At 38.9% G+C, this 13,882-nt stretch carries 15 protein-coding genes; all 15 read left to right on the top strand.

What is annotated here, in order from left to right; all coding sequences use genetic code 11:
* The first annotated feature begins 110 nt into the window (after positions 1 to 110).
* The 15 genes from IGK77_RS10590 (at position 111) to galU (ending at position 13,851) form a co-directional block, all read left to right on the top strand.
* A complete protein-coding gene (locus tag IGK77_RS10590) occupies positions 111 to 965 on the top strand; it encodes a phosphate ABC transporter substrate-binding protein PstS (protein WP_071866760.1) in 855 nt (284 codons plus the stop codon).
* A gap of 115 nt (positions 966 to 1,080) precedes the next feature.
* Positions 1,081 to 2,001, top strand: a complete 921-nt coding sequence (pstC, locus tag IGK77_RS10585; protein ID WP_034687410.1) for a phosphate ABC transporter permease subunit PstC — start codon at positions 1,081 to 1,083, stop codon at positions 1,999 to 2,001.
* Positions 2,001 to 2,885: a phosphate ABC transporter permease PstA gene (gene pstA / locus IGK77_RS10580; RefSeq protein ID WP_071866761.1), complete on the top strand. Its 885-nt coding sequence runs from the start codon at positions 2,001 to 2,003 to the stop codon at positions 2,883 to 2,885. The genes pstC and pstA overlap by 1 nt, the downstream gene beginning before the upstream one ends.
* Before the next feature lie 14 nt (positions 2,886 to 2,899).
* On the top strand, positions 2,900 to 3,706 hold the full coding sequence (pstB, locus tag IGK77_RS10575; protein ID WP_074799553.1) for a phosphate ABC transporter ATP-binding protein PstB: 807 nt from the start codon (positions 2,900 to 2,902) through the stop codon (positions 3,704 to 3,706).
* Between the two features lie 15 nt (positions 3,707 to 3,721).
* Positions 3,722 to 4,480, top strand: a complete 759-nt coding sequence (pstB, locus tag IGK77_RS10570; protein WP_010734920.1) for a phosphate ABC transporter ATP-binding protein PstB — start codon at positions 3,722 to 3,724, stop codon at positions 4,478 to 4,480.
* Between the two features lie 12 nt (positions 4,481 to 4,492).
* The gene (gene phoU / locus IGK77_RS10565) at positions 4,493 to 5,179 is read left to right on the top strand and encodes a phosphate signaling complex protein PhoU (RefSeq protein ID WP_074799552.1); all 687 of its coding nucleotides are present in this window, start codon (positions 4,493 to 4,495) and stop codon (positions 5,177 to 5,179) included.
* Between the two features lie 344 nt (positions 5,180 to 5,523).
* Positions 5,524 to 6,570 (top strand): YibE/F family protein, encoded by a 1,047-nt coding sequence (locus IGK77_RS10560; RefSeq protein WP_438713180.1) that lies wholly within the window; start codon positions 5,524 to 5,526, stop codon positions 6,568 to 6,570.
* A complete protein-coding gene (locus IGK77_RS10555) occupies positions 6,570 to 7,328 on the top strand; it encodes a YibE/F family protein (RefSeq protein WP_438713179.1) in 759 nt (252 codons plus the stop codon). Before IGK77_RS10560 ends, IGK77_RS10555 begins: the two co-directional genes overlap by 1 nt.
* Positions 7,329 to 7,439: 111 nt before the next feature.
* Positions 7,440 to 9,011, top strand: coding sequence for a daptomycin-sensing surface protein LiaX (liaX, locus tag IGK77_RS10550; RefSeq protein ID WP_074799549.1), 1,572 nt, complete (start codon positions 7,440 to 7,442; stop codon positions 9,009 to 9,011).
* A gap of 153 nt (positions 9,012 to 9,164) precedes the next feature.
* Positions 9,165 to 9,470 (top strand): PspC domain-containing protein, encoded by a 306-nt coding sequence (locus tag IGK77_RS10545; protein ID WP_010734926.1) that lies wholly within the window; start codon positions 9,165 to 9,167, stop codon positions 9,468 to 9,470.
* Positions 9,470 to 9,826, top strand: coding sequence for a phage holin family protein (locus tag IGK77_RS10540; RefSeq protein ID WP_010734927.1), 357 nt, complete (start codon positions 9,470 to 9,472; stop codon positions 9,824 to 9,826). The genes IGK77_RS10545 and IGK77_RS10540 overlap by 1 nt, the downstream gene beginning before the upstream one ends.
* A gap of 229 nt (positions 9,827 to 10,055) precedes the next feature.
* Complete coding sequence (gene hprK / locus IGK77_RS10535; protein WP_010734928.1) at positions 10,056 to 10,994, top strand: HPr(Ser) kinase/phosphatase; 939 nt, start codon at positions 10,056 to 10,058, stop codon at positions 10,992 to 10,994.
* Positions 10,995 to 11,008: 14 nt separating this feature from the next.
* Positions 11,009 to 11,839: a prolipoprotein diacylglyceryl transferase gene (gene lgt, locus IGK77_RS10530; RefSeq protein WP_074799548.1), complete on the top strand. Its 831-nt coding sequence runs from the start codon at positions 11,009 to 11,011 to the stop codon at positions 11,837 to 11,839.
* Between the two features lie 43 nt (positions 11,840 to 11,882).
* On the top strand, positions 11,883 to 12,896 hold the full coding sequence (locus tag IGK77_RS10525) for an NAD(P)H-dependent glycerol-3-phosphate dehydrogenase (protein ID WP_074799547.1): 1,014 nt from the start codon (positions 11,883 to 11,885) through the stop codon (positions 12,894 to 12,896).
* Between the two features lie 22 nt (positions 12,897 to 12,918).
* Positions 12,919 to 13,851: a UTP--glucose-1-phosphate uridylyltransferase GalU gene (galU, locus tag IGK77_RS10520; RefSeq protein ID WP_010734931.1), complete on the top strand. Its 933-nt coding sequence runs from the start codon at positions 12,919 to 12,921 to the stop codon at positions 13,849 to 13,851.
* The last annotated feature ends 31 nt before the right edge of the window (positions 13,852 to 13,882 follow it).

The following is a 13,882-nucleotide window of genomic DNA, read 5'->3' as shown; positions in this document are numbered from 1 at the left end:
TATTTTTTTTAATTAAATTAAATTATTTGTTATTTAATAAAATCAATTGATTTTCAAGTAATAGTGAAAATGTTAAAATGGAAATACTTTAGGATTGAAGGAGATTTCTAATGAAAAAATTACGATTAATAATACCAATGATAGCACTATTTATAACAATGTCTGGGTGTTCAAACCTGGTCGACCAAGGAGAATCGATCACAGCGGTGGGATCATCCGCTTTACAACCTTTAGTTGAAACGGTTGCTGAGACATATCAATCAGAAAATCCCGGCAAATTTGTTAATGTACAAGGTGGCGGAAGTGGTACTGGTTTATCGCAAGTCCAATCAGGCGCTGTTGAGATTGGTAATTCCGATTTGTTCGCAGAGGAGAAATCAGGGATCGATGCGTCCGCACTGATCGACCATCGAGTAGCAGTAGTGGGCATCACACCAATTGTCAATAAAGAGGTCGGCATCGAAAACATTTCGATGGAAGATTTGAAAAAAGTATTTACTGGTGAACTGACGAACTGGAAACAACTAGGTGGAAAAGATCAGCCAATCGTGATCTTGAACCGTGCAGCAGGTAGTGGAACGAGAGCTACTTTTGAAAAATGGGTCTTAGACGGTGAAACAGCGATTCGTTCCCAGGAGCAAGATTCTAGTGGAATGGTCCGTCAAATCGTTGCTGATACGCCAGGAGCAATCAGCTATGTCGCATTCTCTTACGTATCAAAAGATGTGGATACACTGAAAATCGACGGAGTTGAGCCAACAGACGAGAATGTCACAACGAATGATTGGACGATTTGGGCATATGAGCATATGTATACGCGAAAAGACACAAGTCAATTAACGAAAGACTTTTTAGCCTATATCTTATCAGATGAAGTGCAAAAAAATATTGTTGGTGATTTAGGCTATATTCCAGTGTCGAGTATGAAAGTTGAACGCGATTGGGAAGGTAATGTGGTGAATTAACCATCTTTACACAAAATTTACAAAGTTAGCAAAAAATTTACATGTTATTAAAATCAAATTGATATTCGCTTAGTAGACTGTATAGGTATGTTAAAGGACCAAGGAGGAATCATCTGTGGAAGATGTAAAAAAAGCACTAGTAACTAAATCCAAGCGCTCGAAAATGGAACAACGTGGAAAGTTTATCAGCTTTTTATGTATTGCATTGATTGTAGTGGTTGTTTTAGCAATATTTTATTTTGTTGCCAGCAAAGGGTTAGCGACCTTTTTTGTTGATAAAATCAATGTTTTTGATTTCTTATTTGGAACAAATTGGAATCCGAGCGCACTCGGACCTGATGGAAAACCAATGGTAGGAGCCCTACCAATGATCGCGGGTTCGTTTATCGTTACTTTTTTATCTGCGATCATTGCAACACCTTTTGCCATCGGAGCTGCTGTGTTCATGACAGAAATCTCTCCGAAAAACGGAACAAAGATTTTACAACCGGTCATTGAACTGCTTGTAGGTATTCCTTCAGTTGTTTATGGTTTTATCGGTCTATCCGTCATCGTTCCATTCATTCGTGGCATTTTTGGCGGAACTGGTTTTGGTATTTTAGCCGGAACATTTGTGTTGTTCGTAATGATCTTACCAACGGTTACGACGATGACAGTCGATGCGTTAAAAGCCGTACCAAGACACTATCGTGAAGCTTCCCTTGCGTTGGGCGCAACGAGATGGCAAACCACATATAAAGTAGTCTTACGTGCAGCAATTCCTGGGATCTTGACAGCTATCGTCTTTGGGATGGCTCGTGCCTTTGGTGAAGCCTTAGCGATCCAAATGGTTATCGGTAATGCGGCATTGATGCCAACAAGCTTTACCACTCCAGCTGCAACGCTGACATCGATCTTGACGATGGGTATCGGTAATACGATCATGGGTACCGTTGAAAACAACGTGTTATGGTCTTTAGCCTTGATCCTACTCTTGATGTCATTATTCTTTAATATCGTTATCCGCTTGATTGGTAAGAAGGGAGAATTGAAATAATGAATGCAAAACGTTCTGATAAAATAGCAACAGGTGTCTTATATGTGATTTCAGGCATCATCGTCCTGATCCTCGCTGCGTTGCTTCTTTATATTTTAGTTCGCGGTATCCCGCATATCTCATGGTCATTCTTGACTGAACCATCAAAAGCGTATCAAGAAGGTGGCGGGATCGGTATCCAATTATTCAACTCCATCTATTTACTGATCATCACGATGATCATCAGTTTTCCGATTTCACTCGGTGCAGGGATCTATTTATCTGAATATGCAGGGAAGAACTGGTTGACAGATGTGATCCGCACATCCATCGAGATTCTTAGCTCATTGCCTTCTGTTGTTGTCGGTTTATTTGGATTCTTGGTTTTCGTTATCCAATTCCAATATGGGTTCTCGATCATTTCAGGTGCGTTGGCATTGACAGTATTCAACTTGCCTTTATTGACTCGTACGGTCGAGGAATCTTTACAAGCTGTCCATTATACCCAACGTGAAGCTGGTTTAGCTCTAGGATTGTCTCGCTGGGAAACAGTGCTTCGTGTCGTCGTTCCAGAAGCGACACCAGGTATTTTGACAGGGGTCATCTTGAGTTCTGGTCGTATTTTCGGTGAGGCCGCAGCGTTGATCTATACCGCTGGTCAAAGTGCGCCAGCCTTAGATTTTACTAACTGGAATCCATTTAGCATTTCAAGCCCGATCGGTATCTTCCGACAAGCTGAAACACTAGCTGTCCACATTTGGAAAATCAATACAGAAGGAACAATGCCCGATGGTGTTTCCGTTTCAGCAGGAGCTTCTGCAGTATTGATCATCGCTGTGTTACTATTCAACTTTGGTGCTCGAGCAATTGGGAAACGTCTGCACCGTAAAATGACTTCAGCTTAAGGAGAAGAAGCAGAATGAAAGAATATAATATGAATGAAACCAACATCATCAAAATGGGCGCTGAAAAAGATATCGCGCTACATACAGATGATTTGCATGTATGGTATGGCGATAACGAAGCCATTAAAGGTGTCAATCTTGAATTTGAAAAGAATAAAATCACTGCATTGATCGGACCATCAGGGTGTGGGAAATCCACTTATCTACGTTCATTGAATCGAATGAACGATGGGATCGCAAACACGAAGATCACTGGAAAGATCATGTATAAAGATGTGGATGTCAATGCACCACAAATCGATGTTTATGAAATGCGTAAACGAATCGGTATGGTGTTCCAACGTCCGAATCCTTTTAGTAAATCGATCTATGACAATATTACGTTTGCCTTGAAACAGCATGGTGAGAAAAACAAACAAAAACTAGATGAGATCGTCGAAACTAGTTTGAAGCAAGCGGCATTATGGGATCAAGTCAAAGATAGTTTGAATAAAAGTGCTTTGGCGTTATCAGGTGGACAACAGCAACGTCTTTGCATCGCTCGCGCAATCGCGATGAAACCAGATATTTTATTGCTTGATGAACCAGCGAGTGCGTTAGACCCGATTTCAACTGGGACTGTCGAAGAAACGTTAGTCAACTTAAAAGAAGATTATACGATTATTATTGTGACTCACAATATGCAACAAGCTGCCCGAATCAGTGATTACACTGCGTTCTTCTATCTTGGAAATGTGATCGAGTATGACAAGACGAATAAGATATTTACTAGACCTAAGATTCAGGCAACTGAAGACTATGTGTCCGGTCATTTTGGTTAAGACGGAGGACTTGCTATGACAAAAGAAATTATTTCATCAAAAGATCTTCATCTGTATTATGGGGAAAAAGAAGCCTTGAAAGGCATTGATCTAAGTTTCAATAAAGGCGAGATCACTGCGATGATCGGACCATCTGGTTGTGGGAAATCTACTTATTTACGTTCATTGAATCGTATGAATGATTTGATCCCTGGTGTAACGATCACTGGTAGTGTCGTATACAAAGGCAATGATATTTACAGTCCTAAAACAGATATCGTTGGACTGCGTAAAGAAATCGGTATGGTGTTCCAACAACCAAATCCTTTTCCATTTTCAATCTATGAAAATGTCATTTATGGGTTGAAAATCAAAGGTGAAAAAGACAAAAAAGTGTTAGACCAAGTAGTAGAAGAAAGCTTGAAAGCAGCATCTGTTTGGGAAGATGTCAAAGATAAATTGCATAAAAGTGCGTTGTCTTTATCAGGGGGACAACAACAGCGAGTGTGTATCGCCCGCGTGCTAGCTGTCAATCCAGAAATTATTTTATTAGATGAGCCTACTAGTGCCTTAGATCCAGTCTCTACTGGTAAAATAGAAAGTATGTTATTAGAGTTAAGAGAACGTTATACGATGATCATCGTGACTCACAATATGTCACAAGCATCACGTATCTCAGACAAAACAGCTTTCTTCTTAGATGGCAATTTGATCGAGTTTAACAATACGAAAAAAATATTTATGAATCCAGATAAAAAAGAAACGGAAGATTATATCTCAGGACGATTTGGATAAGGAGGAAAGAGGATGTTACGAACACAATTTGAAGAAGAATTATTGAACCTTCATAATCAATTTTACGAAATGGGCATGATGGTTAGTAATGCGGTGCATAAATCAGTGCGCTCTTATACAAAACACGACAAAGTTCTTGCAAAAGAAGTAATTGAAAATGACATTATGATCAATGATATGGAAACACGATTAGAGAAAAAAAGTTTTGAAATGATTGCTTTGCAACAACCGGTGACAACTGATCTACGAACGATCATCACAGTCATGAAAGCAAGTTCAGATTTAGAGCGTATGGCTGACCACGCAGTTTCTATCGCTAAATCAACGATTCGTCTTAAGGGAGAAACAAGAATTCCTGAAATCGAAAAAGAAATCTCTGATATGTCTGATTATGTCAAAAAAATGGTAGATAATGTCTTAGTCGCTTACGTTAAAACAGATGAAAAGGACGCACGTACGATTGCAAATATGGATCATCGTGTCAATGAATCCTTCAATCGGATCTACAATGCAACGATCAAAAATATGCAATCAAATCCCGAAACTGTCATCAGTGGAACAGACTATGTCAACGTAGCAAGTTATTTAGAGCGGATCGGTGATTACGTAACAAATATCTGTGAATGGATCGTGTATCTAGCTACAGGTAAAATCACTGAGTTGAACACAAATCATAACGAAGAGACTAATCAAAGATAAAAATCATTCGCTGATTTTTGTCAAATGCTGATCAGTATTTCTGAGAAATAAGCGCCAACTTCCGAAAAGAGAGATATATTTTTGGAAGTTGGCTTTTTTATTAATATAGAAGACAATTATTCGAGATTTGCGATGATTAATTGTTTGTTGTTATCCATTCCATCAATTTTAAGGATCAGGTACATTAGACATCCTGTTCCTTCTAAAAATGAATAAACGGTGTTCAAGAAGCAACACTTCGGACATAAGGCAAAAAAATCAAAAATGAAAAAGCCATTTTTCGATTTTTCTGCCTTCTGCCTTAGTGCTGATCGCTTCTTTCGCAACCTCAGAAAGGAAGGCGTATGCAGAAAAAAAATCGATTATTGATCAAATGTTTGATTCTTTGTAGTTGTTTTGTGGCCGCATGGGTAATCCAACATGCCACTGAATGGTACGAAGACCCAATCATGCAAGTACAGCAAGTATCGCTAGAAAATGAACAACAAGTAATCAAAGGAGAATTGATGAATACGCAAGCGAAAGGAACAGAACTGACTCTGTTTATTCCGCACCAAGAAAATCAGATCGAACATGCAAAAGCTAAGACGAATCAACTTTATCTCGTACGTAAAATCGGGGATGAGTGGCAGATACTCAGCAAAAAAAATGACGGTTGGTTATTCTTTTTTACCAGTTTATTTATCTGTTCGCTCTTATTCGTAGGCGGAAAAGCAGGCGTATTCACTTTGATCAGTGTAGGACTCAATCTCTTGTTATTGATTTTACTTCTTCAAGGTTTCACGCAGACCCAAGGGATATCATTGGTGATGACGAGCATCCTTTTTGTCTTTTTAGGAACGATCATTTGCGTTTTTGCCTTAGATGGTTGGCAACAAGGTGGACTGATAAAAATCGTCGCAACGATGACGAGTGTAGGTGTAGCTTTTCTAATTTGTTTGTTCGCAATGGATTATTTGAACGATCAAGGATTACGGTATGAGGAAATGAGTTACTTGACTCGACCGTATCGTTCCGTTTTTTTAGCTAGTTTATTAGTAGGGATGACTGGTGGTGTGTTGGATACAGTTGTCACAGTCACGACTACTTTAGATGAGTTGGTGAGTAAACAACCAAAAATAACGATGAAACGATTGTGGCAGTCTGGTCAAATGGTGGGACAAGATGTAATTGGCTCCATGACGAATATCTTACTATTCGTATACGTCAGTGGGACGATCCCGATGTTACTTGTTTACTTTAACAATGGTTGGCCCTTGAGAGATGCAATTGAGTTGCATCTCTCGTTGGAATTGCTACGTGTGATCAGCGGAAGTCTAGGTATTGTCCTTTCGATTCCCATTACACTTTTCTGCTATTTAGGCCATTTGAAGTATCGGAGGGCGATTTGATGAATGTACTTTTGCTCTTAGCGCTTCTCTTAGTGCTATTGATTTTACTGGTTGGTGGGAAAAATGGGTTTTATATGATCTTAGGGCTGTTCATTAACGTCCTATTGTTTTTCCTTCTATTGCTCCTGTATCATTTTCGTTTGCCAATATTACCAAGTGCCATCGTGATTTTTTTGTTGATCACTAGTGTCACATTGTTTTTTGTTAATGGCTACAATCTTAAAATGAAAGCAGCTTTTCTTAGTGTATTACTTTTTTTAGTGGTTTTCTTAGTGGTGACGCCGTTTCTTTCTGAATTAGCGATCCAAGGGTTTACAAGGATTGAATTAGATGAGCTGACAGGGTTCGATTTGCACGTACCCTTGGATTTTTTCGCATTGACACGAGCAATTTTATTGATCAGTGTGAGTGGAGCCGTGTTAGACGCAAGTGTATCTATCGCTAGTGCGACCTATGAAGTATATGTCACAGATCCATTACAAAGCTATCGTGAATTAGTAAAATCGAGTATACGGATCGGTAGAAAAATTTTAGCTACAACAGTAACGACCTTGGTTTTTGCTTTTATGGGAAATTGTTTAGCCCTGATATTATGGTTTATTGATCTAGAGTTGTCTTTTGGCCAGTTGATCAACGAAAAAACTTTCGTTTTGGAGTATGTGACTGTAGTGGTCACGACAAGTGCAGCGATCCTTGTTTTACCGATAACATCAGTCATTTCTTCAATTTTATTCACTCGACAGAAAAAATCATCCTAAGAATGAGAGAAAGTTACAACTTAAGTCCTATGACTTTTTCTTCAAATCATTGCATAATGTGTATGTAAGGAAAAGCTTGCAAACAATTTTTGCTATAAGGAGGCAATTTCCATGAAAGAAAGAGAACGTATTTTAGAATTAGTTAAAAAAGGCATCCTTTCAACAGAAGAAGGTTTAGACCTATTGGAGAGTATGGCAACTGAAAAAGATGAAAAGCAAATCGCAAAAGAGGCAGATCGTGTACATGCTGATCGTAAAGAAAAAGATCAAGCAAGCCGTTTGATCGATGAACTTGAAAATGGTCAAGCTGAACGTGAAGCAGTAGAACCAGATCCGAGACAAAAAGAACAAGAAGACAAAGAGAATCTAGAAAAAATCTTAGATGAATTGGCGACTGAAGCGAACAAAACTTCTGCTCACTTAGATGAAGTCAACGCAAAACTTTTTGAAAATAAAATTGCACGCAATGAAAAACAGGAAACATTGATGCAATTGAATACAAAAGAAGAGTTGGATCAACTAACAGAAGAAGAATTGACACAACGTCAACAATTGGAGCAAGAAGTCAAAGAACTTGAAGCAGCCGGAGATCTATTATCTGAAGAGCGGATCAAGCTTGAAGCTGAATTAAAAGATATCCGTAAAAACCAATGGTCTGAGAAAAAAGACACCTTTGCTGAGAAATTTGACTTGCCAGAAGATTGGAAAGAACAAGCAAATGACACATTGAACCAAGTCGGCGAAAAAATGACTGAAGCTGGAAGTCAACTAGGTAAATTCTTAAAGAAAACCTTCCAAAATGTTTCTGTCACAGTGAATGACAATATGGAATGGAAAGATGTCAGCTTGCGAGTACCTGGCATCGCTACAACTAAATTTGAACACGAATTTTACTATAGCGCACCACAAGCAAGTATTATCGACATCAAAGCGGCAAATGGGAATGTAACCTTGAAAACTTGGGATAGCGAAGACGTAAAAGTCGAAGCGAAAATCAAGCTTTATGGAAAAATGGGTGCAGAGCCTTATGAAGCATTTGCTGAACGCAGCCAGATCGAAGTCAATGAAGAACATATTTCTTTCCAAATACCGAACAAACGTGTACGTGCCGATTTAGTCTTCTACTTACCAAAACGCACGTATGACCATACAGCAATCAAATTACTCAATGGTAATATTGTAGTTGAAGACTTAGATGTAAAAGATATTTACATGAAATCAACAAACGGCAATATCTTGGTTGACCAAATGGCTGCAACGATGCTTGAGATTGGTGGAGTCAACGGGAATATCGATGTCCGTAATGGAGATATTTTAGATTCAATCATTGAAACAGTCAACGGTACAGTTACTTTTGGCGCAACACCAGAAAACTTAGCGATTTCATTAGTCAATGGGGATGTTCGTCTGACAGTGAAAGAAGATCGTTTGAAGAAAATCGAAGCAAGCTCAGTCAATGGTAACGTAAAAGTTGCATTGCCAACAACCATCGGTATGGACGGTCATGCAAAAACAAGTTTAGGTAGTATCAATAGCCGCCTGTCTGATTATGAAGTGATCCGTGAAAAGAAAGAGCGCACGAATCAAATGTTAGAATTCCGTCGCGTTTCTGAAAATGAAATGGCGAAAATCGAATTGTCTACTACAACAGGTAGTATCTATTTAAAAGATACAGATAAATAATTTTTTCGCTTCGACCTTCTGAAAGAAGAAGGCGAAGCGAAAATCATACTTATAAGAAACAAATAATAGGTTTATTATTTCAATAAATCTTCCGGAGTAAGATTGTTTTAGCATCTTTCTTCCATTAAAATAGGAGAACAGAGGTGAAAGAAAATGAAAAAAAAGTTGACAAAATCAAATAAAAATATTGTATTGACTGGTACTTTAGCCGGGATTGCTGAATATCTTGGGATTGATCCAACAGTTGTTCGTGTCATTTACGTCTTCTTGAGTTTAGTTGCATTCGGAAGCCCAATTATTTTATACATTCTGTTGGCTTTACTTGTGCCTTCAGGAAAGAATAATCAACGTCGTTATGGACATGACAACGACTATTATCAAAAAAACAACTACAGAGAACAAACGAATAAACGAAAAGAGGCAGAGAAAATCAACGATGACGAATGGAGTGACTTTTAATGTCTTATCTTCAACGTATTGTTGTTAGTACGCTGACGTTTATCTCTCTGGCAGTTATTTTTCCAAATATGATATTTGTGAATAGTATTTGGACCGCAGTTGTGGCGAGTTTTGTTCTTTCTGTGCTGAATCTATTAGTCAAGCCATTCATTATGTTTTTATCGATCCCCTTTACCTTGTTGACGTTTGGATTATTCACTTTTGTGATCAACGCATTGATTTTACAAATGACCTCCTTCTTTGTCGGAGCAGCTAATTTTAGCTTTTCATCATTTGGATCAGCTATAATGATTGCAGTGATCATGTCATTCGTAAATATCATCGTTAGCAATCGTAATATGAACAGGAATCGTTAGAAAACAATGCAAAGGACAATCAAGCACAATCAAATAAGTGGAAAGAGGAAGTGGCAATTGTCGCTTCCTCTTCTTATTTCCAAATAAATGATAACGATTTCTAAATCAGTATTTACCAGAAAAAACAAGTGTAATGAAAAGGATATCCCTTGTTTTTTTTATTGGTAGTACTTTTATCGATAGAATGATAAAATAAAAGAGAACAGTTTAATAGAAATGAGGTATACGAATGGCAGAAATGGTAAAAGTTAGCCAATTAGTAGAAAAACTATCATTAGAAATCGTCACTGGTGACGAACAAAGTTTAAATCGTGTCATCGTAACTGGTGATATCTCCAGACCTGGACTGGAATTGACCGGTTATTTTAATTATTATTCTCATGATCGACTACAATTATTTGGAAGCAAAGAAATCAGCTTCGCAGAGCGGATGATGCCAGAAGAGCGTTTGATGATCATGCGTCGTTTGTGCAGTGAAGACATGCCAGCCTTTATCATCTCTAGAGGTTTAGCTGCACCGGAAGAAATGATTCAAGCTGCGAATGAACATGGCATGGCTGTCTTGAGGTCGCCGATCTCAACCTCACGTTTACTTGGTGAATTATCGAGTTATTTAGATGGACGATTAGCACCTAGGACAAGTGTTCACGGCGTCTTAGTCGATGTCTATGGATTAGGTGTCTTGATCCAAGGAGATAGTGGGATCGGTAAAAGTGAAACAGCATTAGAACTGATCAAAAGAGGCCACCGATTGATTGCAGATGATCGAGTGGATGTATATCAACAAGATGAGCTAACCGTTATTGGTGAACCACCGAAAATCCTTGAACATCTGATTGAGATTCGGGGAATCGGAATCATTGATGTGATGAATCTTTTTGGTGCCAGTGCAGTCAGAGGATCGATGCAAGTCCAATTAGCTGTCTACTTAGAAGCTTGGGCAAAAGAGAAAAAATACGATCGTTTAGGGTCTGAAGATACTTCTGTTGAAATTGCGGAAGTAGGTATTCCCCAAATCAAAATACCTGTGAAAACTGGACGAAATGTCGCGATCATCATTGAAGTTGCTGCGATGAATTTCCGTGCGAAAACGATGGGATTCGATGCAACGAAGACATTTGAAGAAAGATTGAGCCGTTTGATTGAAGAAAATTCAAACGGACAATAGCTAGGAGTGAAAGTATGATTGCACAAATCAATCGGGTCGCTTTTGACCTTTTAGGCGTTCCTATTTACTGGTACGCATTGATCATTGTTTCAGGCATTATCATCGCCATGTGGTTAAGTAGTCGAGAAGCAGTAAGAGTAGGAATGAAAGCAGAAGACGTCACTGACTTTATGTTATGGGGATTACCGCTATCGATCATTGGCGCACGCTTGTATTACATCTTGTTCGATTTACCACAGTATATTGCAAATCCGATCCAAATATTCAATATCCGTTCAGGCGGCCTAGCGATTTATGGTGGTCTGATTGCAGGCGGTATCACATTATATTTTTACACGAAATATCACTTCATTGATGTCTGGACGTTCTTGGACATTGCTGCACCTAGTGTTTTATTAGCACAAGCAATTGGGCGCTGGGGAAATTTCATGAACCATGAAGCATTTGGACCAGATACAACAAGGAGTTTCTTAGAAAGTCTATATTTACCGAATTTTATTATTGATAATATGTATATCGATGGGATCTATCGACAGCCAACTTTCCTTTATGAATCAGTATGGAGCCTTATTGGCGTGATCATCCTCTTATTACTACGGAAAAAAACGCATCTTTTGAAAAAAGGGGAAATCGCACTGATTTACTTGATATGGTATAGTTTTGGTCGTTTCTTCATCGAAGGAATGAGAACGGATAGTCTTTACCTTTTAGATACGATCCGTGTGTCACAGCTTTTATCTGCTGTGCTATTCATTGGAGCAATCGTTCTATTCATCTGGCGTCGGAAAAAAGGCAACTTACCAGATTACGACCGATCTTTAGGAAAAAATCAATTCATTATCTAAAGTCCAAGTCGAAAAAAATGAAAAAATTTGCAGGAGTGGTAAAATGAAATATAGGGTAGCGGTTTTAGGTGCTGGCTCGTGGGGAACAGCATTAGCACAAGTGCTTGCTGAAAATGGTCATGACGTTCGACTCTGGAGTCACCGTGCTTCACAGGTTAATGAAATCAACCAAAAGCATACCAATGAGCGTTATTTACCAAAACACCAATTACCCAAAATGATCATCGCATATTCGGACATGGCGAAGGCTGTTTCTGATGTAGATGCTGTTTTGTTCGTAGTACCGACTAAGGCGATTCGTTCTGTATGTCAAGAACTCGTTGAGGTCTTACAAACAAAACCAGTGATCATCCATGCAAGTAAAGGCTTAGAACAAGGAACACACAAGCGGATCTCAGAAGTCCTAGCAGAAGAGATCCCAGCAGAAAAGAGACAAGCAATCGCTGTTTTATCGGGTCCAAGTCATGCAGAAGAAGTGGCTCGTCACGATATTACGACGATCACTGCTGCGAGTACAGAGGCAGATGCTGCTAAATTTGTTCAAACACTATTTTTGAATCATTATTTCCGAATCTATACGAATCCTGATGTCATTGGGGTTGAAATGGGTGCTGCTTTAAAAAACATTATTGCAATCGGTGCAGGTGCAATCCATGGCTTAGGCTTTGGGGATAATGCAAAGGCAGCTATCATGACAAGAGGATTAGCAGAAATCAGCCGTTTAGGTGTTGCTATGGGAGCAAACCCGTTGACCTTCATCGGACTGAGCGGTGTCGGTGATTTGATTGTCACTTGTACAAGTATCCACTCGAGAAATTGGCGTACCGGTAATCTGCTTGGACAAGGCCATGAATTAAGCGAAGTCTTAAATAATATGGGCATGGTCGTGGAAGGTGTCCAGACGACACGTGCCGCTAAAGAGTTAGCTGAGACCATGGGGATCGAGATGCCGATCACTCAAACGATTTATGAAGTGCTATATGAGCACAAGAACATAAATGAAGCAGCGACAGAGATCATGTTGCGCGATGGTAAAAAAGAGAATGAATTTCACTAACATTTTTAAGGGAGAGAAAAAAATGAAAGTAAAAAAAGCAGTGATTCCAGCAGCAGGTTTAGGAACAAGATTTTTACCTGCAACAAAAGCGATGGCAAAAGAAATGTTGCCGATCGTTGATAAACCAACGATTCAATTTATCGTAGAAGAAGCGTTAAAATCAGGGATTGAAGACATTTTGATCGTGACAGGGAAAGCAAAACGCCCAATTGAAGATCACTTTGACTCAAATATCGAATTAGAAACGAACTTAGGCGAAAAAGGAAAAACTGAATTACTGAAATTAGTAGAAGAAACAACGGATGTAAACCTTCATTTTATTCGTCAATCACATCCTAAAGGGTTAGGACACGCGGTTTTACAAGCAAGAGCATTTATCGGCAATGAACCGTTTGTTGTCATGTTAGGCGATGACATCATGGAAGATGAAATCCCATTGACTCAACAACTGATCGACGATTATGAGCGTACACATGCTTCAACGATCGCCGTGATGCAAGTTCCACATAAAGATACATCTAAATATGGAATCATCAATCCAGGGGAAGAATTAGAAGACGGCTTATTCAATGTCAAAGATTTTGTTGAAAAACCTGAACCAAGCAAAGCACCAAGTGATTTAGCAATTATTGGACGCTATTTATTGACACCCGAAATCTTTGATGTCTTAGCAGAGCAAAAACCAGGTGCAGGTAATGAGATCCAATTGACCGATGCAATCGATACATTGAATAAGACACAACGCGTATTCGCACGTAAATTTACGGGTAAACGTTACGATGTCGGCGACAAATTTGGTTTTATGAAAACAAGCATCGAATATGGATTGACGCATCCAGAAGTGGGTGGCCCATTAAGAGAATATATTCTATCATTAGGCAAGTCTTTAGCAGCAGAGACGCCTTCATCTTTCAATCAATCAACAGAAACTTCTGAACCAACTAACAAAAAGTAAACAAGCGAGATGCTTCAGCTGCTGATCAAAA

It is taken from the genome of Enterococcus sp. DIV0806c (assembly GCF_051710905.1).
GTDB lineage: Bacteria > Bacillota > Bacilli > Lactobacillales > Enterococcaceae > Enterococcus_B > Enterococcus_B mundtii.
The sequence above is the reverse complement of the archived record's forward strand: the minus strand, read 5'-3'. Positions and strand labels throughout refer to the sequence as shown.

Bases quoted from the DNA above. Each gene is read 5' to 3' on its own strand.
- IGK77_RS10590 (WP_071866760.1), top strand. From the start codon at position 111: ATGAAAAAATTACGATTAATAATACCAATGATAGCACTATTTATAACA.
- pstA (WP_071866761.1), top strand. From the start codon at position 2,001: ATGAATGCAAAACGTTCTGATAAAATAGCAACAGGTGTCTTATATGTG.
- pstB (WP_074799553.1), top strand. From the start codon at position 2,900: ATGAAAGAATATAATATGAATGAAACCAACATCATCAAAATGGGCGCT.
- pstB (WP_010734920.1), top strand. From the start codon at position 3,722: ATGACAAAAGAAATTATTTCATCAAAAGATCTTCATCTGTATTATGGG.
- phoU (WP_074799552.1), top strand. From the start codon at position 4,493: ATGTTACGAACACAATTTGAAGAAGAATTATTGAACCTTCATAATCAA.
- IGK77_RS10560 (WP_438713180.1), top strand. From the start codon at position 5,524: ATGCAGAAAAAAAATCGATTATTGATCAAATGTTTGATTCTTTGTAGT.
- IGK77_RS10555 (WP_438713179.1), top strand. From the start codon at position 6,570: ATGAATGTACTTTTGCTCTTAGCGCTTCTCTTAGTGCTATTGATTTTA.
- liaX (WP_074799549.1), top strand. From the start codon at position 7,440: ATGAAAGAAAGAGAACGTATTTTAGAATTAGTTAAAAAAGGCATCCTT.
- IGK77_RS10545 (WP_010734926.1), top strand. From the start codon at position 9,165: ATGAAAAAAAAGTTGACAAAATCAAATAAAAATATTGTATTGACTGGT.
- IGK77_RS10540 (WP_010734927.1), top strand. From the start codon at position 9,470: ATGTCTTATCTTCAACGTATTGTTGTTAGTACGCTGACGTTTATCTCT.
- hprK (WP_010734928.1), top strand. From the start codon at position 10,056: ATGGCAGAAATGGTAAAAGTTAGCCAATTAGTAGAAAAACTATCATTA.
- lgt (WP_074799548.1), top strand. From the start codon at position 11,009: ATGATTGCACAAATCAATCGGGTCGCTTTTGACCTTTTAGGCGTTCCT.
- IGK77_RS10525 (WP_074799547.1), top strand. From the start codon at position 11,883: ATGAAATATAGGGTAGCGGTTTTAGGTGCTGGCTCGTGGGGAACAGCA.
- galU (WP_010734931.1), top strand. From the start codon at position 12,919: ATGAAAGTAAAAAAAGCAGTGATTCCAGCAGCAGGTTTAGGAACAAGA.